This is a genomic window from Stenotrophomonas sp. SrG, from assembly GCF_050031795.1.
Taxonomy (GTDB): domain Bacteria; phylum Pseudomonadota; class Gammaproteobacteria; order Xanthomonadales; family Xanthomonadaceae; genus Stenotrophomonas; species Stenotrophomonas rhizophila_A.
This window is the reverse complement of record NZ_JBNBBE010000002.1, coordinates 290054-309675: the sequence shown is the minus strand read 5'-3', so window position 1 is coordinate 309675 and position 19622 is coordinate 290054. Positions and strand designations below refer to the sequence as shown.

General features: G+C 65.3%; 14 protein-coding genes, 1 tRNA gene and 1 pseudogene. 6 read left to right on the top strand and 10 right to left on the bottom strand.

Annotated features, from left to right (window positions below; all coding sequences use genetic code 11):
• Positions 1–716: 716 nt before the first annotated feature.
• Positions 717–1049: a SymE family type I addiction module toxin gene (locus ACQG3P_RS03400; RefSeq protein WP_068850250.1), complete on the top strand. Its 333-nt coding sequence runs from the start codon at positions 717–719 to the stop codon at positions 1047–1049.
• 80 nt (positions 1050–1129) lie between these two features.
• Positions 1130–1636 (top strand): hypothetical protein, encoded by a 507-nt coding sequence (locus ACQG3P_RS03395; RefSeq protein WP_426804200.1) that lies wholly within the window; start codon positions 1130–1132, stop codon positions 1634–1636.
• Between the two features lie 16 nt (positions 1637–1652).
• Here ACQG3P_RS03395 and ACQG3P_RS03390 read toward each other — a convergent pair whose 3' ends face one another.
• A complete protein-coding gene (locus tag ACQG3P_RS03390) occupies positions 1653–2657 on the bottom strand; it encodes a 2-hydroxyacid dehydrogenase (protein ID WP_426804199.1) in 1005 nt (334 codons plus the stop codon).
• A gap of 663 nt (positions 2658–3320) precedes the next feature.
• On the opposite strand from ACQG3P_RS03390, the gene ACQG3P_RS03385 reads away from it, so the two are divergent.
• From ACQG3P_RS03385 to ACQG3P_RS03375, 3 genes are all read left to right on the top strand, one after another.
• Positions 3321–4085 (top strand): EAL domain-containing protein, encoded by a 765-nt coding sequence (locus tag ACQG3P_RS03385; protein ID WP_426804198.1) that lies wholly within the window; start codon positions 3321–3323, stop codon positions 4083–4085.
• A gap of 139 nt (positions 4086–4224) precedes the next feature.
• Positions 4225–5031 (top strand): alpha/beta fold hydrolase, encoded by an 807-nt coding sequence (locus ACQG3P_RS03380; RefSeq protein ID WP_426804197.1) that lies wholly within the window; start codon positions 4225–4227, stop codon positions 5029–5031.
• Positions 5028–6347, top strand: coding sequence for a diguanylate cyclase (locus ACQG3P_RS03375; protein WP_426804196.1), 1320 nt, complete (start codon positions 5028–5030; stop codon positions 6345–6347). The genes ACQG3P_RS03380 and ACQG3P_RS03375 overlap by 4 nt, the downstream gene beginning before the upstream one ends.
• Before the next feature lie 302 nt (positions 6348–6649).
• Here ACQG3P_RS03375 and ACQG3P_RS03370 read toward each other — a convergent pair whose 3' ends face one another.
• The 3 genes from ACQG3P_RS03370 to ACQG3P_RS03360 all read right to left on the bottom strand — a co-directional run bounded on the left by ACQG3P_RS03370 (position 6650) and on the right by ACQG3P_RS03360 (position 9447).
• Positions 6650–7258 (bottom strand): hypothetical protein, encoded by a 609-nt coding sequence (locus ACQG3P_RS03370; protein ID WP_426804195.1) that lies wholly within the window; start codon positions 7256–7258, stop codon positions 6650–6652.
• A gap of 392 nt (positions 7259–7650) precedes the next feature.
• Positions 7651–7726: transfer RNA gene (locus ACQG3P_RS03365), tRNA-Thr, on the bottom strand.
• A 116-nt stretch (positions 7727–7842) separates the two neighbouring features.
• On the bottom strand, positions 7843–9447 hold the full coding sequence (locus tag ACQG3P_RS03360; protein ID WP_426804194.1) for a hypothetical protein: 1605 nt from the start codon (positions 9445–9447) through the stop codon (positions 7843–7845).
• Between the two features lie 229 nt (positions 9448–9676).
• On the opposite strand from ACQG3P_RS03360, the gene treA reads away from it, so the two are divergent.
• Positions 9677–11293 (top strand): alpha,alpha-trehalase TreA, encoded by a 1617-nt coding sequence (gene treA, locus ACQG3P_RS03355; RefSeq protein ID WP_426804193.1) that lies wholly within the window; start codon positions 9677–9679, stop codon positions 11291–11293.
• Positions 11294–11489: 196 nt separating this feature from the next.
• Here treA and ACQG3P_RS03350 read toward each other — a convergent pair whose 3' ends face one another.
• The 6 genes and pseudogenes from ACQG3P_RS03350 to ACQG3P_RS03325 form a co-directional block, all read right to left on the bottom strand.
• Entirely contained in the window at positions 11490–12176 is a 687-nt protein-coding gene (locus tag ACQG3P_RS03350; RefSeq protein WP_426804192.1) for a lysoplasmalogenase, read from the bottom strand.
• The gene (locus tag ACQG3P_RS03345) at positions 12173–14056 is read right to left on the bottom strand and encodes a M61 family metallopeptidase (protein WP_426804191.1); all 1884 of its coding nucleotides are present in this window, start codon (positions 14054–14056) and stop codon (positions 12173–12175) included. The genes ACQG3P_RS03350 and ACQG3P_RS03345 overlap by 4 nt, the downstream gene beginning before the upstream one ends.
• 260 nt (positions 14057–14316) lie before the next feature.
• Positions 14317–15267 (bottom strand): 4-hydroxy-3-methylbut-2-enyl diphosphate reductase, encoded by a 951-nt coding sequence (gene ispH, locus ACQG3P_RS03340; protein ID WP_426804190.1) that lies wholly within the window; start codon positions 15265–15267, stop codon positions 14317–14319.
• Positions 15268–15300: 33 nt separating this feature from the next.
• Positions 15301–15819, bottom strand: coding sequence for a signal peptidase II (gene lspA / locus ACQG3P_RS03335; RefSeq protein WP_068850210.1), 519 nt, complete (start codon positions 15817–15819; stop codon positions 15301–15303).
• The gene (ileS, locus tag ACQG3P_RS03330) at positions 15819–18650 is read right to left on the bottom strand and encodes an isoleucine--tRNA ligase (protein WP_426804189.1); all 2832 of its coding nucleotides are present in this window, start codon (positions 18648–18650) and stop codon (positions 15819–15821) included. The genes lspA and ileS overlap by 1 nt, the downstream gene beginning before the upstream one ends.
• Positions 18651–18673: 23 nt before the next feature.
• A pseudogene (locus ACQG3P_RS03325) lies at positions 18674–19594 on the bottom strand (bifunctional riboflavin kinase/FAD synthetase); the annotation flags it as partial.
• Positions 19595–19622 lie beyond the last annotated feature (28 nt).

Here is a 19622-nt window from a genome sequence, read left to right as displayed (position 1 = left end):
AACGGCTGCGACACGTTGTCGCACTGCGCGCAGGCCGCCCGGATCAGCACAGCCGGAGCGACATGTATAGACATGAATCGTTCACGGCAGCGATCGGTGCAACTGGCCCTGCCCGGCCGCCCGACCCACCCGAACCCGACCTCGCGCGCACCCGGGTGCACCCCGAACGAACACCGGACTGCCGGGCCGGGCACACGTCCGTCGGACACCGGGCCGCCACGCGCCGTAGGGTCGGTTCCCAAACGACCGCCCTTGCACCCCCCACACCCGGTAACGCATGAAACCTGATCAACACCGCTCTTGATCTCCCCCGCCCCACCCGCCACTCCGCGCCCACCGGACCGATTACGACGCCACGAACCACCCTCCAAACCAAATGATGCACATCGGCGAAAAATAATTTTTGTGCCTTGGCTCACACACAAACGCCGCAATTCCCGTAATTCCGTGCCACACCCGACAACCAGTAGATACAGCCTACTGAAATCGCAAACCCAACAGACACAAACGATTTCGCTTCTTCGTCGACCGCGGGCAAGGTTCTCCCCGGAGCTCAAAACTCCGGTGAGCCAAAATTATGGATGTCCCATGTCGGGAGGGTGGCTAATACAAGACCCCTCACGGGGGAATACACCCGCCGTCTGGCTTGCACGGTTTTGACCTCCCGACGCCCTCGCCCTCACCGGCGAGGGCCATTCCCTGTTGGAGGAGCGAAGATGAAACCCAAACCCGTCCAGTGGCCCGAAGACGAAGAAGAAGTCGTCCTGCTGCTACCCCGCTGCGCACCCAGCTATTCCCCCAGCTACTTCCACAACGTGCGCGCCGTGCCCCAGATCGGCGAACAGGACCGCGATCACTTCGGCCCGCTCCCCTTGGTGACCCTGCGCGGCGCCTGGCTGCGCAAGTTCGGGTTCGAAGTAGGCGTGCACGTAAGAATCGAAGCCACTCCCGGGCAGATTCTCCTGCGCCCGCTGTGGAATGACGATCCGCCCGTCCGCGAGAATGTCGAGAAGCCCGTCGTGCGCTATGTCGAAGTGGAAGATCGGTAACCTGGGACGAATTGACAGCCACCAGATACTGACCTAGCGTCCCAGCTGCCGTTCCCGCGTCCAGACACCAGGAAGTCTCAATGAACGTAATGTTGATTGGCGGTTCGCTTTTGATTGGAACGATTCTGCTGAGCTCGATTCCGCAGGCGGCCACGGCCGCCGCACCGGTTGAACAGACCTCGCTCGCAGTGACGCAGATTTCAACGGACGTCGACAAGGCGTCGTTTGTCGAGCGGCTTACCGCGACCTTCCAGACAATGGCCGCCTCGGAATCCACCGAGGCACGTGCCGCAGGCATCCAGTATCTGGACGCAATCAAACAGCCGGGCATTTCCGGCCTTATCGAGCAGTTTTCCTACCCGCTCGATGCAGGCGGATCGAGCGTGATTGCGAAAGCCACGGATGCTCCCTGGCAGCCGGGATCGACCCGAATAAGCCAGTGGTGCGGAAAGAGCAGTGGCTACCTCCGTGTCTACCAGGTGACAGAGAAGTACATGGAAACCACGCGAAACGGCAGTTCACGCTCCTGGGTACCGGTGCAGAACAGCGCGACGATGGTTGCTACCTGTCCGGACAAGCTGGCCTGAGCCCTGCGGGGCCAGCCTAGGCAGCCACCAACCTGTTCTGGCATTCCGCCCCATTGGCGAAATCGCACAGGTTGCGCAGGGTGATGCTGCAGATTTCCTGTAGGGCTTCAACCGTAAAGAAGCCCTGGTGCCCGGTGACCAGCACATTCGGGAAGGTCATCAGGCGCTGGAAGAGATCGTCATCGATGATCTCGCCGGACAGATCCTGGAAGAACAGCGCGCTTTCCTGCTCGTACACATCAATGGCCAGGTGGCCAAGATGCCGCGACTTCAGCGCGCGCACCACCGCATCGGTGTTCACCAAGGCGCCGCGCGAGGTATTGACCAGCATCGCGCCGGGCTTCATCAACCCCAGCGATTCCTCGTTGATCAGGTGATGGGTCTGCGGCGTAAGCGGGCAATGCAGCGACACGATGTCCGAGCGGGCCAGCAGTTCCTCCAGCGCCACGTAGTGGCCCACCGCCGAGAAGTCTGGCGACGGGTAAGGATCGCTGCCCAGCACGGTGCAACCCATCCCGTTGAAAATGCGCGCCGTCGCCAGCCCGATCTTGCCGGTGCCCACGATCCCGACGGTCTTGCCGTGCACGGTGCGGCCCAGCAGCCCATCCAGCATGAAGTTGCCCTCGCGCACCCGGTTGTAGGCACGGTGGGTCTGCCGGTTGAGGGTCATGACCAGCGCCAGCGCATGCTCGGCCACGGCCTCGGGCGAGTAAGCCGGCACCCGGGCCACCAGCAGCCCCAGTTCCGCGGCAGCCACCAGATCCACGTTGTTGAACCCCGCGCAGCGCAACAGGATCGCCCGCACGCCCAGCCCATGCAGGGCCCGCAGCACGGGCGCATCCAGGCGGTCGTTGACGAACACGCAGACCGCATCGAAACCCTGGGCCAGGCCGGTGGTCGTGGCGTCCAGCGCCGCATCGAAATAGGCCAGCTCGAACCCCTGCCCGGCGTGGTCGCGCGCATTCGCTTCATCCAGGAAACGGCGGTCGTAAGGGCGGGCACTGAAAACGGCGGTTTTCATGGGGGTAACCTTGGGCAAGCGTGATGCCCAGTAGACCAGAACCCCGCCCTGGATAGAAACGCCCATGCAAATCCCTCTGGAGGAAGGGGCTGCTGACTGCCGCCACCACCGTGCTGGACCCTCCTGGTCGCCTGCAATCCAGGCCTGCTGCCGCTGGTTCCTGTCGTCGATGCGATGGGTCTGGATGTCGTGGTGATGCTACTCATCGCACAGGTCGCCGCCGCGTGGCCGGGGAGGCCCGCTGCTGTTGCCTGCGATAGCTTCAAAACTCGATGGCCGTAGAGCTCGGGTTCGGCGCCGGTGCCCCGCACGTCACCCGTCTCAACCTGTGACTCTGGCCGACACTACGATCTGCGCGATGAGCACAGTTCACGACCACAGCACCCCCAACGAACCATCGAACCGCCGCGCCGAGCGCCCGGAGATGTTTGGCCACCTGTTCATGGGGCCGGACCAGCGCTCCCCCCTTGAGCAACGGGAGGCCGAGCGCAGGGAGCGTGCGCGTCGCACCGGGAAAGGACGTCGAGACTGGTGGAAGCGCGAACCAGCGCCAAGCGGTTGAGGATGCAGCTTGAAGGACAGGCGCCAACGGCGCAGCATCCACATGCCCCTGATCAGGCATCGGCTAAGCTTCCTGCCTGACCTGAAGACGGACCCCACTGCATGCCCTCTCCCCCCTCACGAGCCGGATGTGCCTTGTGCCGTGATGCGGAGCCGCTGCAGTTCGACTTCAGCTACGCGTTCCAGCCCATCGTCGACATACAGGCGCGCGAGGTGTTCGCGCACGAAGCGCTGGTACGCGGTCCATCGGACGAACCTGCCGACACGGTGCTGTCGCGCGTGACCGCCGAGAACCGGTATTCGTTCGACCAGGCGTGCCGTGAGAAGGCCATCCGGATCGCGGCCGGGTTGCAGCTGCCGTCCTGTCTTTCGATCAATTTCCTGCCCAATGCCATCTATCGGCCGGAAGTATGCATTCGCTCCACCCTGCAGGCGGCCGAGCGGTATGGCTTTCCAGTAGAGCGGATCATCTTTGAGACCGTGGAGGGCGAGCAGGTCAGCGACGGCAAATGGCTGGCCGAGATCCTGAGCGAGTACAAACGTATCGGCTTCAAGACGGCGATTGATGATTTCGGCGCTGGCTTTGCCGGCCTCAACCTGCTGGCCGATTTCCACCCGGATATCGTCAAGCTGGACATGGCGTTGATCCGCGGCATCGACCATAGCCGGTCACGACGCGCCATCGTGGCCGGGGTGATCTCCATCTGCGACGAGTTGGATATCGAGGTGATCGCCGAAGGAATCGAAACCGCGGATGAGGCGCGATGCCTGTCCGATCTCGGCATCCGCCTGATGCAGGGCTACTGGTTCGGCCGCCCACTATTCGAGCAGGCCGCGGGCGAGGCCGACATTCCCTGGGGCGCCTGACGGCGCGGTTCGCCCTCGGACACCGGCCCTGACGCCGAGGTTAACAGCAGTCGCTCCAAGCCGTTGCGCACGCCGATGCGTCATGGACCCGCATGCCAGCCTGGCCTAGTATCGGCAGCTGCCGAATGCCCATGACTGGATGTGCGTGAACAGCTTTGAAAGATTCAACGGCCGCCGTAGCGGCAAGGGCAGTCAGGTCGCCATCCTTGCCCACGGCTTCGGAACTGACCAGACGGCCTGGAGCGCCCTGCGACCGTGGTTCGAGGCGCGCTACGACGTAGTGTCGTTCGACCTCGCCGGTTGCGGACCCAACGGCGCGGACACCTACGATTTCGACCGGCACGGTTCGTTGTTCGGCTATGCCGACGACCTGCTGGAGTTCATGGACGACCTGGCGCTACGCGACTGCGTGTATGTCGGCCACTCCATGAGCGGCATGATCGGTGCGGTGGCCGCGGTGGCCCGCCCGGAACTGTTCGACCGGCTGGTCACCGTGGGGGCCTCGCCGCGTTACCTGGATGGCACCGACTACACCGGCGGCTTCCAGGCAGCGGATCTGGAGAACCTGTTCGACAGCATGAGCGCCAACTACCAGGCCTGGGTGGCCGGGTTCGCGCCGATGGTGGTGGGTGTGGACAACGGGCAGGTGGTGGCCGACTTCTCACGCACACTGTTCCAGATGCGTCCGGACATCGCGCTCAATACTTCGCGCACGATCTTCAATTCCGATATGCGATCGCTGGCCGCGCAGCTGACCCGACCTGTGCACGTGATCCAGACCGCGGTCGACATGGCCGTACCGGTGCAGGTCGGTCATTGGCTGGCAGCGGCCATTCCGACCGCCACGCTGGATATCATCGATGCCGAGGGGCATCTTCCCCACATGACGGCCCCCGATGAAGTCGTCCGTATCCTCGAGCGCCGCCTGGCGGCAAACGTGGCATGAGCACTACCGACAGCGACGCCCTCGCCAGCCTGTGCCACTTCGCCCAGCTCGCTTCCGGTGCGGACCTGGTCATGGCCGTGGAGATCGAAGCCAATGGCTGGGCGGGTTGGGCCGCTTCATTCCCGGCCATGCCTTTTTCCGGATTCAGCCTGGCCCGTAGCGGCATCCTGGAGCACGGCTGGTCGGGCGAACCTGCGGCCGCCGCCGGATTCCGCCTGCCCACGGCCCTGCTGCATGGATTGAACGGTCCACCGGCGCGGCTGCTGTTCGTGCCCGCGCCATCCCTCGGCGCACCGCTGAGCGGCCTGCTGGTGCTGTGGAAAGGCGAGCCGTCCGCCACGCATTTGACCCCACAGGTTCCGCTGCTGGCCACGAGCGTCGCCCGGCTGCTGTCTGCCCGGCGCGAAAAGCTGCGCGAAGTGACCGTGCAGAACCAGTTCATCGATCTGGTCGAAAGCGTGCCCGCCGGCATCGTGCTGATGGAAGGCGATGGCGTGAGCGCGGTGATCAACGAGCGTGCCGCCGACCTGCTGGGCTGCCCGCCCGGTAACCACCGCGCGCGCGACCTTGCCGAACCCATGCGTACCCTGCGGCAGCGGTGCGACAACCACGCCGAGCTTGAGCAGGCTTACGGCGCGCAGGTGGGCAATATCAGTTTTGCTTCCACTTTGAACTGGGCGCTGGGCGAACGCACGCTCGAGGTGGATACCCATCCGGTACGTGGGAACGGCGAATATGGGCGCATCTGGCTGTTCACCGACGTGACCGCCGAACTGCTGATGGCTGCAGAGCTGCGCCGTCTGGCCGCCTCCGACCCGTTGACCGGCATTCCCAACCGGCGCCACTTCGAAGAGCGCTCCGCGCAGATCATCGCCGCGCGGGAAGCCACCGGTCATTCGGTGGCCGTGCTGATGGTCGACGTCGACCATTTCAAGAAAATCAACGACAGCCACGGTCATCCTGCGGGCGATGAAGTGCTGAAGGTAGTAGCCAAGCGCTGCCGGGAGGCGCTGCGCGAGCGCGACCTGTTCGCCCGCTTTGGCGGGGAGGAGTTCGTCGCGCTGCTGGCGGCTCCTGCCGTCGAGGACGCGCCCGCGGTGGCCGAACGGATGCGCCAGGCCGTGGCCGCCACGCCGATTGGTGTCGGCGATGCATGGATCAATGTGACGGTAAGCATCGGCGCCGCGCTGGGTGAGGCGCTGCCGGGCAGTGACCAGCCGCTGCTGGCCGAATTGATCGCGCGCGCGGATGAGGCGCTTTACCGGGCCAAGGCGGGCGGGCGTAACCGGGTCAGCATGGCGGTGGAACAGGATTAATCGCTCGTTGATGCAGTTGTTGGATAGATTTACTCCGACCGGCCATTGAAGGCCCTCCATCTGCCCCCACTGCTGTATCACCGCCTTGGGAAGCTCCTGATGCCGTTGACGCGCCTGACCGTTGGAGCGGTGATCGCGGGCTCTGTGGTAGGGCACCTTCGGCAACTGCAGCGCGGCTGGAAACCGCGACGCTCGTGATGTCACGGGGTGGTCGGCGGCGAGCCTCTTACCAAAGAAAACCGGAATGATGGCCGATCCGGTATCGACCGAGCCCAAGCGGGACCGCCCAAGATAGAAGCGGCTTAAAGCGCCTTTACATCGGGGGCCGCCGACTGCGGTCGGCGCAGCCTATCGCACGCAGGGGCCGCTTGCGGGTTGACGTTCTTCAGTCGCTTCTGAAGGTCTGCCTGCGCACGGCACATGAACGCCTGGAACTCATCGGCTGACACCCGGGTGAATCTGAACGTTGCCATCTTTGCGGAATCGTCCGGGAAAACTTCGGCAACGTAATACCCGCCCGCTTCGAAATCGCTCTCAAATTCGACATCGCTGATATACATTCCGCCCGTGTAAAACAACCTGACCGTATTCTTGCCCGGACGAATCAGCATCTCCCGTCCAAGGACAGCGCCTGACTTACTACCGTTGATGCCAAGGATATAGACCGGCGTACCACTCGCCCGGTTGAGTCCCGAGACCAGATGCGCCACAGGTTCATTGGGTGGAGCCACGCGGATTGCCGAGTAATCCACCTTGCAGGAAGCAAGAAGCAGGCACAGTACCACTACGCACAGCCGAAGCGCACTTGTCATGGCGTCCCCGCGATTATGGGTGAAAAGGGGCCAACGGGACTTGGGTAACTCGGCACCGATCCCCACCAGGCCTATCTGCGAATCATAGCCATCATTCATTCAGCCGCATACCGCGCCTTCCCGGCCTCAAGCGCTGGCCGCTCGACTTGGTCTCCACCATTGCGCGAACCTTGGCCGAGCGTATTGGTCGGAGCCGCAGCGACGCGCTGCCCATATCGGAATCCGCTTTCCTGCTCTGAGGTACGAGCGGACAAAAAAAAGGCCAAACCGTCACTGACGCTGGGTCAGGAGGGGATTTGGCTCTGTTGGCCGGGATGCTATGTTGGGTGCACCTGCCTGTCAACGTTCATTGTGACTATAAGGAGCGCAGCATTTTTGACAGGACAAATGCGACCTTGTGCAAGTGACGAGGCGGTTTCCGACGTAGCCCAATGAGGCCGAAACACCGAAAACAAAAAGCCCCGACCAAGGCCGGGGCTTTCTGGTGTATCTGGTGCCGGAAATAGGAATCGAACCTACGACCTACGCATTACGAATGCGCCGCTCTACCAACTGAGCTATTCCGGCTGAGCAGGCGATTCTAAGGGGGTGGGCGCCGGGGGTCAATCTGCCTTGGCGGAACCGCCCCGGCCGGCTGAACGGGCCCTACCGAGCCGCAGGGCGGTCAAGCCTGCCCCCTCCCCTCACTGCGCGGAGAACTCGACCTTCCAGCTGCCATCCCGCAGCGCGAAGATGCTGGAATCGGCGGCCACGCACAGCACCGGTGCCTCGACACCCACTCGCATGGGTTTGCAGTTGAAAGGCGCTTCGCCGGTCATGTCCCAGTCGTTCTTCTGCGACGAATAGGCATAGAGCTCCCAGACCCCACCCCAGGTATTGACGTTCCAGCGAGTCGCCCAGCCTGTGGCAGCGGTATCCATCTGCACATCGTGGATGACATAGGGCGGCCGGCCGATTTGCTGCCAGCTCTCGCCACGATCCGTCGAGTAATAGACCTTCGAGAAGGCTCCCTGGCTCCAGAGCGCCGCGAGCACCCCCGTGGAAGGGTTGACCCGTAGTGAGGACGTCCGCTCCCTGGGCGCGATGGACTTCCAACGCCCGGTGGCCAGATCGAGTCGCTGCGGCGTGTTGCCCGCCAACAGATAGTAGTCGCTGCCCGCCAGTTGTCCCTGCGCGCCCAGCCAGCCCCACATGTCTTTTCCCTCCAACGACAACTCGCGGGAGAGCGTCAGGTCACCCAGGTCATCGCGCTGCGCGACGTACACGCGAAGGCGCACTGCCTTGGCCGGTGGCTGCAGTCGCGGCGCCAGCGGGATGCGCCCTGGTACAAAAGCATCGGCATTTTCTGCGGTGGTCACGACCCAACGGCCGCCCGCGTGATCGATGTCCACAACCGAGCGCATGCTGCCCAGCGCCGCGAGCTCGGCCCAGGTGGCGCCGCCATCGCGGCTTTCGCGGATGTAGCCGTCATCGCTCCCGCTAACCAGGCGTCCGTCGTACGCCTCCACCGCCATGATCTTGCGCACGGTGTCCATGCCGACGTTGCTCCACTGGCCGTCCCGCGTGCGCTTGCGCAGCTGCCCGAAGTCGGCAGGGAAATACATGGTGCCGTCGGCGAGAGTGGCCGGCTCGTCCTGTACCGGTACGGTGACTGTTCGGATCAGGCGGAGAAACGCATCAGGATCCTTGGCCGATGTCAGCGCTTCAATCGTGGACGTCTTGTTGACCTTGCGATCATAGGCCATCAGCAGATTGACGATGGGGCCCAGCCCGGTATCCGGATTACCCGCCTCCATGGCCGGCGACAGCGACAAGGTGGCAGGGCGGAGCGGTACGGGGTCGGTCAGCAGCGAGGCGAACGGTTGCGCCGCTGCGGCCACCCTTCCCGGATGCTCGTCATGGGTGAGAGGGACGACCACGGTCTTGTAACCACCCACATTCACGGCAACGTAGTCGCCCAGATCCGTGACCCGGCCAGGCTTGACCTCGAAGGTCGGGCCGTCCTTCCACGGCAGAAAGCCCCATCCCGTAATACGATAGTTGCCCGCCGGCAACCACATGCCCAGCGCCTGCATGCTGGCAACGGCCGGAACGGCGGCCGCCATGTCGATACGGATCTCGCGCTTGCTGCCCACCGGGCTGACAACGAGTACATCGCGCCCGCCCTTGGAGAACGACGCATAGGCATAGCCATGGGTCGCCACCAGTTTGGCCGGTTCCTGTGGTGCACTCACTGCGATACCCGGCACTGCGAACAGCAGAACCGCCGTCAACAACGTGCTGCGCATACGATCTCTCCCTGAAGTCCGGTCACACCGACCGGCAGGCTCAAACGACACTGGAATGAGCGACATCCTTGAAGGCACGACGCTCCCCAGCGACGTGCCCACGCGAGATGGTAGCGGGTTCGTCTGACTGCGTGAAGATCGCGCATCGAGGCGCGACGGTTCAGCCCGAGCCACCCCGCGTTGACGTGACCGCCCGTAAAGTGCGTGGACCATCATCTGGAGGCCCCGCATGTCCCCCTGTGCCCGCCTGCCCGGCCTGCTGATCGCCTCATTGCTGTTCGCCACCACGGCTGCGGCCGAGGTCACTGTGCCTGCGCCGCCTGACCAGCAGTGGCAGCCCCTGTTCCAGCAGGTGCAGCGCGGCCACCTGTTCAAGGACCAGAAGACGTTCGCCGATGCGGTGCCGAAACTGGATACCGACGCACTGCTGGCCGAATGGGGCCAGGCCCAGGCGCAGCCCGGCTACGCCCTGCCCGCCTTCGTGGCCACGCACTTCACCGTTCCCACGGAGTCAGCCGCCTACGTGCCGCCCGCCGGGGAAACCCTGCGCGCGCATATCGAGGGACTGTGGCCGGTGCTGACCCGGACCACCGACACCGTGGACCCGCGTGGTTCGCTGCTGCCGCTGCCCAAGCCGTATGTGGTGCCCGGCGGGCGCTTCCGCGAGGTGTACTACTGGGACAGCTACTTCACCCTGCTCGGCCTGGCCTCCAGTGGCCGCTGGCAGCAGGTGCGCGACATGGTGGACAACTTTGCCTGGCAGCTGGACCAGTACGGGCATATTCCCAACGGCAACCGCAGCTATTACCTGAGCCGGTCGCAGCCGCCGTTCTTCAGTTTGATGGTGGATCTACTGGCGATGCATGAGGGGGATGACGCGTATCGAAGGTATCTGCCGCAGCTGCGCACCGAGCATGCGTTCTGGATGCGTGGGGCGGAGGGTTTGGCGCCCGGTGCGGCCAGTGAGCGGGTGGTGCGGATGAATGATGGGAGCCTGCTCAACCGGTACTGGGATGCGCGGGCGGTGCCGCGTACCGAGTCGTGGACGGATGATCTGGCGACGGCGGCTACGGTGCCGGATCGCGCGCCTTCGCAGGTGTATCGCGATCTGCGGGCCGGGGCGGAATCGGGGTGGGATTTCAGTTCGCGGTGGCTGGTGCATCCGGCGGAGCTGGGGAGCATCCATACCACCGAGATTGTGCCGGTGGATCTGAACAGTCTGCTGTTCCATCTTGAGACGACGATTGCGCGGGCGAGTCGTGCGTCGGGGGAACGTTCTGTGGCGCGGGAATTCGCGCGGCAGGCGGAACAGCGCAAGCAGGCGATCAATGCGCTGCTGTGGGATGAGCGGCAGGGGTGGTATGCGGATCGGGATCTGGAGCGCGGGACGCCCCGCCCTGCCCTGACGGCAGCGGCGTTGTTTCCGTTGTGGTTGGAGGTGGCGAGCCCGGTGCAGGCGAGGCGTACTGCGGAAGCCGTGGAGACGCAGTTGGTGCGTGCGGGTGGGTTGTTGACCACCACCGAGAACACCGGGCAGCAGTGGGATGCGCCGAATGGGTGGGCGCCGTTGCAGTGGGTGGCCGTGGATGGATTGCAGCGTTACAAGCAGGATGCGTTGGCGCGACAGGTTGGCGTGCGGTTCCTGCGGACGGTGCAGACGGTGTATGACCGTGAGGGGAAGCTGGTGGAGAAGTATGTGGTGGATGGGTCGGCTGGCGGGGGCGGCGGTGGTGAGTATCCGTTGCAGGATGGGTTTGGGTGGAGCAATGGGGTGGCGTTGGCGTTGTTGGATCGGTTGTGTGATGAAGGGAAGCGGTGTGAGTCGGCGAGGGATGTTGGGGAGTGATCACGCGAAGAGCGCATCTCCGGCCGGGGTCATGCGTTACAGCAGTGATTGGCAGGGTCGGCGGTCGTTTGGGAACCGACCCTACCAGAGCCGTGCCGTGCCGGCAGCACAGGTAAAGCCGCCGCTACGGCCGCGTCCTGCAGACAGTAATGCCAGTCGTCCAACCCCGGTCATGCCAACAGGTGCGTGCGAGCCGTTATGGGACCGAGCGGGCTATGCAGTATTGCGCTGCGTAGTAGGTGCTTAGTACGCACAGGGTTGCGGCTGGGAGGCCGCCGCCGAAGCGGTCCCACGCCAGTACGGAGTCGCTGATGACGAACAGGACTGCGCCGATTGCGGCCCAGCGGGCGCTTGTGGGTGCGGATGGGGTTGCTGCATTGTTCGTCCATGCGCGCGCCAACGCGAGTGTAGCCATCAGCGCGAGCACTACTACGTAAACCACTACCGGGATGCGCAGGTCGTTGGGGAGCAGCGGCCATAGGCCGGCCAGGTTGATGCCGGCGAATACGGCAAGCAATGCGGCTGAGAACAGCAGTCCCTGCCCTGACCTGAAGCCTGCGCGGAAGGCGACTATGTAGCAGACGTGCGCGAGCAGGAAGGCGATCAGCCCCGGTACGAAGGCGTCGAAGGGCAGCATCAGAAAGATGTCGCCGATGCAGGAAAACGCCATGCCGAGCAGGATCGCGCGGGCGTAGGTGCGGTGGGCGGAGGGTGTGTCGGTTGCCGACCAACGGTCGGCACTACGGAACGCCATGGCTGCTATCAGCAGCGTGGCCAGCGGTTTGGCGATCCAGTGCAGCCAGCGGCCGTCGCCGTCGAGCGACGCGCCGACGATGGCGGCAGTTGCCGCCAGCAGGATCGGCACGTCGCGGCGCAGGTTCATCGCGCTTTCCAGAGCTCGGCCAGGCGGTCGGGCTTGCCGGCGATGCGCTGCAGCGAGGGGTATTGCAGGCCGCCGTGGTAATCGAGCTTGATGGTGTCGATACGGTCGAAGTTGCGCACCAGCAGGGTGAGCGGTGCCTTGTCGGTCTTGGCCGCGGCCACCGCGTCCTTCAGGTCCTCGCCCTTGAACACGCGGCCGTTGAGCGCGAGTACGCTCATGCCCGGGGCCAGGCCGGCGTTGAAGGCGGGGCTGTCCCACAGCACGTCGGTGATGGCGCCGCCGTCGGTGACCGCCACGCCCAGCGAGTACAGCAGGTTGGTGTTCTTGGCGCGGGTTTCCTGCGCCTTGAAGGCATCGTTCGGGGTATCGGTGTAGACCAGCTTCCAACCCGCCGCTTCCAGCCCGCCGATGAGCGGGCCGTGGCCGTCCAGGCGCTCACGCAGGAAGCTGGCCCAGTCGTACGGGGCGATGCCGTTCAAGGTGCTGACCACTTCATCGAACGTATACGGATTCACGTTCCAGTCGCCGTCGTGCATGCCGAAGAAGGCCTTGGCGAAATCATCGATGCTGCGCTTGTTGCCGGTCAAGGCGCGCAACTTGCCTTCCACGTCCAGCCACACCATCTGCCCGCCGGAGTAGTAGTCCTCGCTCATCTGGTAATTGCGGAACGCCAGGGCGCGGCGCTGGGCGATGGTGGGGTCGTTGGTGGTGTCCTGCAGGTTGCGCCAGGCCAGGCCGGGGCGGCCGCGGTCGTAGGTCGCCGCCACGTTCGCCAGCATGTCGCGGGTCTGGTCGGTGCTCCACAGGCCCGAACGCGCGGCCAGCACGTGGCCCCAGAACTGGGTCTGGCCTTCGTACAGCCACAGCAGGCTGTCGCCCATGGGCACGTTGAAGTTGGCGGTGGTCAGGTCGGCGCCACGGCGGTACTTGCCGTTCCAGGAGTGGTTGAATTCGTGCGGCAGCAGGTCGCGGCCGAGCCAGGTCTTGTCCCACTCGGTGAAGTAGCCAGTATCGCCGCTGTTCTCGCTGGAGCGCTGGTGCTCCAGGCCGATGCCGCCGAGCTTGCTGGTGAGCGCGAGCAGGAATTCGTAGCGGTCGAAGTGGCGTGCGCCGTAGAGCTTGTACATCTGCTGCACCAGCGCGCGATGCGCCTGCAGCTGTTCGGGCTTGGCCACCAGTGATTTGGCGTCGTCGGCGAACACGTTGAGGTGCACGGGCACCTTGGCGCCGGGGTCGAGGTCGAACTGCTGGTAGTGGCGGCCGGCGAACAGCGGCGAGTCCACCAGGTGGTCGTAGCTGATCGGCTTGAACACCACGGTGTCGCCATCGCGGCGCTCGGTGTCCAGCGCGGTGGCGTAGGCCCAGCCCGGCGGCAGGGTGACGCTGGCCTGGGCCTGGATGTTGCGGGTGATCACGCCGGCCGGGTATAGGGAGTTGGCGTTCCACTGCAGGTTGAGCATTTCCGGGGTCATCACCACGCGGCCCTGCCCTGCGCCCTGCGAGGAAAGGAAGTTGAAGTTGGCGACGACTTCACTGGCGCCCTGCGGCACGTCCACGGTGAAGGCGTACACGTTGTACGGGTCGCGCTTCCACGCCAGCGGTTTGCCGTTGGCGGTGACCACCAGGCCGGCGAGCTTGTCGATGGGGCCGCTGGGGGAATGCGCGCCGGGCAGCCATTGCGGGTACAGCAGGGTCAGCGGGCCCGGTTGCGCCGGCACGGTGGCCTTGACCTTGAAGATGCGGCGGCCGATGTCGCGTGCGTCCACGTCGATGCGCAGCGTGCCCGGGAAGGCGACGTCCTGCGGCGGGGGTGTCTGCGCGTGCACGCCGGTGGTAGTGGCGGCGAGAAGCACGGAGAGGACGGCGGCACGCAGTTTCATCGAAGACGGTTCCGGCATACGAAAGGATCGATGCTAGACCTGCGGGGAGGTGCAGCCCCATGGCCAAAGGTCATGTCTTCGGTACGAAAGAGCGTACCGACCAACGGTCGGTACCTACCGGGCAATTTCCGCCACGAACGGCAAAGGCACGCACCGTTCGGTAGGTGACGACCGTTGGTCGTCACGCCAGGAACGGTAGGTGACGACCGTTGGTCGTCACGCCAGGAACGGTAGGTGACGACCGTTGGTCGTCACACCGATCAGGAGATGAGGCGCAGCCTCAGCTCCTTGGGCAACGCAAACACCATCGATTCGGGCTCGCCTTCCAGCTCGCCCACGTTCCCCGCGCCCAGTTCCTTCAAGCGCGCGATCACGCCGTCCACCAGCACCTGCGGTGCGGAGGCACCCGCGGTGAGGCCGATGTGCTTCTTGCCCAGCACCCACGCCGGGTCGATCTCGTCGGCGCCGTCAATCAGGTAGCTTTCCACGCCATCGCGGCGCGCCAGTTCGCTGAGCCGGTTGGAGTTGGAGCTGTTCGGCGAGCCCACCACCAGCACCAGGTCGCAACGCTTGGCCAGGTCGCGCACGGCGTCCTGGCGGTTCTGGGTGGCGTAGCAGATGTCGTCGTTCTTCGGGCCCTGCATGGCCGGGAAGCGCGTGCGCAGGGCTTCGATGATGCCGCGGGTGTCGTCCACCGACAGCGTGGTCTGGGTGGTGTAGGCGAAGTTGTCCGGCTGGTTGAGTTCCAGCGTGGCCACCTGCTCCACATCTTCCACCAGGTAGATGGTGCCGCTGCCGGCTTCCTGCTTCCACTGGCCCATGGTGCCTTCCACTTCCGGGTGACCGGCGTGGCCGATCAGCACCACGTCGCGGCCGGCCCGGCAGTGGCGCGCCACTTCGAAGTGCACTTTGGTCACCAACGGGCAGGTGGCGTCGAACACCTTCAGGCCACGACGGTCCGCTTCCTGGCGCACGGCCTGGGAAACGCCATGGGCGCTGAAGATCACCGTGTTGCCATCGGGCACTTCGTCGAGTTCTTCGACGAAGATCGCGCCGCGCTGCTTGAGGTCGTCCACCACGAAGCGGTTGTGCACCACTTCATGGCGCACGTAGATGGGCGCGCCCAGCGTTTCGATCGCGCGCTTGACGATCTCGATCGCACGATCGACACCGGCACAGAATCCACGCGGGTTGGCGAGCAGCACATCCATCAGACAGGTCTCCCGGCAGCGGCCGGCGGTGGGTTACGGGTTGGCATTATCCGCCTTTTTGGCGGCCTTGCCGTCGAACAGGCCGAACACCGCGATGCCGATGGCGCCGACCACGATGGCGGCGTCGGCGATGTTGAACGAGGGCCAGTAGTGCTCACCCACGTACCACTGGATGAAATCGACCACGTGGCCGTGCACCTGGCGGTCGATGACGTTGCCGATGGCCCCGCCGATCACCAGCGCGTACGGCACGGCGCTGCGCCAGTGCGCACGCGGGGTGCGCGACAGCCAGAACGCCATCAGGCCGCTGATGCCCACCGCCAGCGCGGTGAAGAACCACAGCTGCCAGCCACCGGCATCGCTCAGGAAACTGAACGCTGCGCCGGTGTTGTAGGTGCGGTACCAGTTCCAGAAGCCGTCGATGACGGCCACCGGCTGGTACTCGGGCAGGCTGGAGAGGACCCAGGCCTTGCTCCACTGGTCGAGGATGATGATGGCGGCCGACAGCACCAGCCACACCAGCGCGCTCGGGCGCGGACGCGGGGCCGCCATCAGAACCACTTCCGGTCTTCGCCGGCACCGTCGACGTTGCTTGCGCAACGACCGCACAGTTCCGGGTGGGCGGCCACGCTGCCGATGTCGGCACGGTAGTGCCAGCAGCGCACGCACTTCTGCTTGGTGGTCGGCTGGGCGCTGACGAACACCTCGTCGGTGGTCGCCGGGCGCACGCTGACATCGCCACTGATGAACAGGAAGCGCAGTTCCTCGGCAAGCGGCTGCCAGCGCGCAGCGGTTTCCTCGCTGGCGGCGACGGTGATTTCCGCTTCGAGCGCGGCACCGATGGCACCGTTGGCGCGCATCGGCTCGAGCACCTTGGCCACCTGCTCGCGCAGGGCCAGCAGCTGGTCGAAGTCGGCAGCGTTGATCGCGGCATCGGCCGGCAGCGGCACCAGGCCTTCGTACCACGTGGCAAACAGCACGTTTTCCTTGCGCTCGCCCGGCAGGTAGCCCCACAGCTCATCGGCGGTGAAGGTCAGGATCGGCGCGATCCAGCGGGTGAACGCTTCGGCGATGTGGTACATCGCGCTCTGCGCCGAACGGCGGCCGCGCGAGTCGGTCGGCATGGTGTACAGCCGGTCCTTGGTGACGTCCAGGTACAGCGAACCGAGGTCCACGCTGCAGAAGTTCAGCAGCAGCTGCACGATTTCGGCCATGTTGTAGCCGGTGTACGCCGCCTTGATCTTCTCCTGCACCTCCCAGGCGCGATGCACGATCCAGCGGTCCAGCGCGACCATGTCGGCGGGAGCGACCAGGTGCTGGGCGGGATCGAAGCCGTCCAGGTTGCCGAGCAGGAAGCGCGCGGTGTTGCGCAGGCGCCGGTAGGCGTCGGCGTTGCGCTTGAGGATTTCCTGCGACAGCGACATTTCGTTGCTGTAATCGGCCGAGGCGATCCACAGGCGCAGGATGTCCGCGCCCAGGGTCTTCATGATGTCCTGCGGTTCGATGCCATTGCCCAGCGACTTGGACATCTTGCGGCCCTTCTCATCCACGGTGAAACCATGGGTGAGGCACTGCTTGTAGGGCGCGTGCTTGTCGATGGCCACGCCGGTGAGCAGCGAGGACTGGAACCAGCCGCGGTGCTGGTCGGAACCTTCCAGGTACAGGTCGGCCGGCTTGCCGAAGCCACGCTCCAGCAGCACGCCTTCATGGGTGACGCCCGAGTCGAACCAGACATCGAGGATGTCGGTGACCTTCTCGTACTGCGCCGCTTCTTCGCCCAGCAGTTCGGCCGCGTCCAGCGCGTACCAGACGTCGATGCCGCCCGCCTGCACGCGGTCGGCCACCTGCTGCATCAACTCGACGGTGCGCGGGTGCGGCTCGCCGGTTTCGCGGTGGGTGAACAGTGCGATCGGTACGCCCCAGGTGCGCTGGCGGCTGATGCACCAGTCCGGGCGGCCATCGACCATGCTGCCGATGCGCGCCTTGCCCCAGCTCGGGAACCAGCCGACGTTGTCGATGGCGGCCATGGCATCGCTGCGCAGGTTGGCCTTGTCCATCGAGATGAACCACTGCGGGGTGGCGCGGAACACCACCGGCGTCTTGTGGCGCCAGCAGTGCGGATAGCTGTGCACGATTTCCACGAACGCCAGCAGCGCACCGGAGTCGCGCAGCACGTCCACGATCAACGGCTGCGCCTTCCACAGGTGCACGCCTGCCAGCACCACCTCGCCGGCCGGCGGGGTGGACGGCCGGTACACGCCACGGCCATCCACCGGGTTGATCTGGGCGGCGGTGTAGTTGTCCATCAGCCCGTACTGCTGGCTGACCACGAAATCTTCCTGGCCGTGGCCGGGGGCGGTATGCACCGCGCCGGTACCGTCTTCATCGGACACGTGCGCGCCGTTGAGCAGCGGGATGTCGCGCTGCGGGTAGAACGGATGGGCCAGCAGCAGGTTTTCCAGTGCGGCACCGGCGGCATGGCCGTGCGCGACGACGTCTTCCACGCCATAGCGGCGCAGGGCGCGCTCGGCCAGGCTGGCGGCGATCACCAGCCAGCGGCGCTTGCCGGCATGGGCCGGGCCTTCAACCAGGGCGTACTGGATATCCGCGCCCAGCGACACCGCCAGCGAGGCCGGCAGCGTCCACGGGGTGGTGGTCCAGATCGGCACGGCGACCTCGACATCGGCCGGCAGGCTCACGCCGAAGCGCGCGGCGAGCTGCGCCGAATCGCGCGCTACGTAGGCCACGTCGATGGCCGGCGAGGTCTTGTCCTGGTACTCGATTTCCGCTTCGGCCAGGGCCGAGCCACAATCGAAGCACCAGTGCACGGGCTTGGCGCCGCGCACGATGTGGCCGTTGGCGAAGATCTTGGACAGCGCGCGGATTTCATTGGCTTCGAAATCGAAGCTCAGGGTCTTGTACGGGTTGTCCCAATCGCCGATCACGCCCAGGCGCTTGAAGTCGCGGCGCTGCAGGTCGATCTGCTCTTCGGCGTACTCGCGGCACTTCTGGCGGAACTCGACGGCATCGAGCTTGACGCCAACCTTGCCCCACTTCTTTTCGACCGCGATCTCGATCGGCAGGCCGTGGCAATCCCAGCCGGGCACGTAGGGCGCATCGAAGCCGGCCAGGTAGCGCGACTTGACGATGATGTCCTTGAGGATCTTGTTGACCGCATGGCCCAGGTGGATCTGGCCATTGGCGTACGGCGGGCCGTCGTGCAGCACGAACAGCGGGCGACCCTGCGCGTTTTCGCGCAGGCGGGCGTACAGGCCCTCGTCTTCCCAGCGCGACAGAATGCCCGGCTCGCGCTTGGGCAGGTCGCCGCGCATCGGGAATTCGGTGGCCGGCAGATGAAGGGTGGCTTTGTAGTCCTGGCTCACGCAGTGGCTCGCAATCTGTGTTCGGAAAGGATGTGACGGGCCTGATCGGCGTCACGGTGCATCTGGTCGGTCAATGCCGCCAGATCATGGAACTTTTCTTCGTCGCGCAGCTTGGCGACGAACTCAACCTGGATATGCCGACCGTACAGGTCGCCCTGGAAATCGAACAGGTGCGCTTCCAGCAGCGGCTCCACCCCGTCCACGGTCGGCCGGGTGCCGAAGCTGGATACCGACGGCCACGGCTGGTCGAACACGCCGTGCACCCAGGTGGCATAGATGCCCGCCAGCGCCGGCGTTTTCGGGAAGCGCAGGTTGGCGGTGGGGAAGCCGAGGGTGCGGCCGAGCTGGCGCCCGCGCACTACCCTGCCCCCGATCGCATACGGGCGCCCGAGCAGATCGGCCGCATGGGCGAAATCGCCCTCGCGCAGCAGCTGGCGGATGCGGGTGGCGGAAATGCGCTCGCCGTGGAAATCCACCGGGTCGATCTCGCCGGCGCTGAAGCCGCGTTCGGCGCCCATGGCCCGCAGCAGGGCCAGGTCACCGCGGCGGCGGTTGCCGAAGCAGAACTCCGGCCCGATCCACACTTCGCGCGCGCCCAGCCGGTTGACCAGCAGCTGTTCGACGAAGGCTTCGGCGGGCATGGCGGCCATGGCCGCATCGAAACGCAGCAGGCCGATGGCATCCACGCCGAAATCGCGCAGGATGGTGACCTTGTCGCGGGCCAGGGTCAGCCGCGGCGGCGGCTCGCCCTGGGCGAAGTATTCGCGCGGCAGCGGTTCGAACGCGACCGCCACGGCGGGCACGCCCAGCGCGCGGGCACGCGCGGCCGCATGCCGCACCAGCGCACGATGGCCAAGGTGCAGGCCGTCGAATGCGCCGATGCAGACCACGCTTCCGTACGGGAACAAAGGCCCGCCTTCGATGCTTCTGAACAACCTGGTCATCTACTGGGAATCCGGCCCGTCAGGACCG

Excerpts from the sequence above, each read along its gene's own strand:
- ACQG3P_RS03400 (WP_068850250.1), top strand. The coding sequence starts at position 717 with ATGAAACCCAAACCCGTCCAGTGGCCCGAAGACGAAGAAGAAGTCGTC.
- ACQG3P_RS03395 (WP_426804200.1), top strand. The coding sequence starts at position 1,130 with ATGAACGTAATGTTGATTGGCGGTTCGCTTTTGATTGGAACGATTCTG.
- ACQG3P_RS03390 (WP_426804199.1), bottom strand. The coding sequence starts at position 2,657 with ATGAAAACCGCCGTTTTCAGTGCCCGCCCTTACGACCGCCGTTTCCTG.
- ACQG3P_RS03385 (WP_426804198.1), top strand. The coding sequence starts at position 3,321 with ATGCCCTCTCCCCCCTCACGAGCCGGATGTGCCTTGTGCCGTGATGCG.
- ACQG3P_RS03380 (WP_426804197.1), top strand. The coding sequence starts at position 4,225 with ATGTGCGTGAACAGCTTTGAAAGATTCAACGGCCGCCGTAGCGGCAAG.
- ACQG3P_RS03375 (WP_426804196.1), top strand. The coding sequence starts at position 5,028 with ATGAGCACTACCGACAGCGACGCCCTCGCCAGCCTGTGCCACTTCGCC.
- ACQG3P_RS03370 (WP_426804195.1), bottom strand. The coding sequence starts at position 7,258 with ATGAATGATGGCTATGATTCGCAGATAGGCCTGGTGGGGATCGGTGCC.
- ACQG3P_RS03360 (WP_426804194.1), bottom strand. The coding sequence starts at position 9,447 with ATGCGCAGCACGTTGTTGACGGCGGTTCTGCTGTTCGCAGTGCCGGGT.
- treA (WP_426804193.1), top strand. The coding sequence starts at position 9,677 with ATGTCCCCCTGTGCCCGCCTGCCCGGCCTGCTGATCGCCTCATTGCTG.
- ACQG3P_RS03350 (WP_426804192.1), bottom strand. The coding sequence starts at position 12,176 with ATGAACCTGCGCCGCGACGTGCCGATCCTGCTGGCGGCAACTGCCGCC.
- ACQG3P_RS03345 (WP_426804191.1), bottom strand. The coding sequence starts at position 14,056 with ATGAAACTGCGTGCCGCCGTCCTCTCCGTGCTTCTCGCCGCCACTACC.
- ispH (WP_426804190.1), bottom strand. The coding sequence starts at position 15,267 with ATGGATGTGCTGCTCGCCAACCCGCGTGGATTCTGTGCCGGTGTCGAT.
- lspA (WP_068850210.1), bottom strand. The coding sequence starts at position 15,819 with ATGGCGGCCCCGCGTCCGCGCCCGAGCGCGCTGGTGTGGCTGGTGCTG.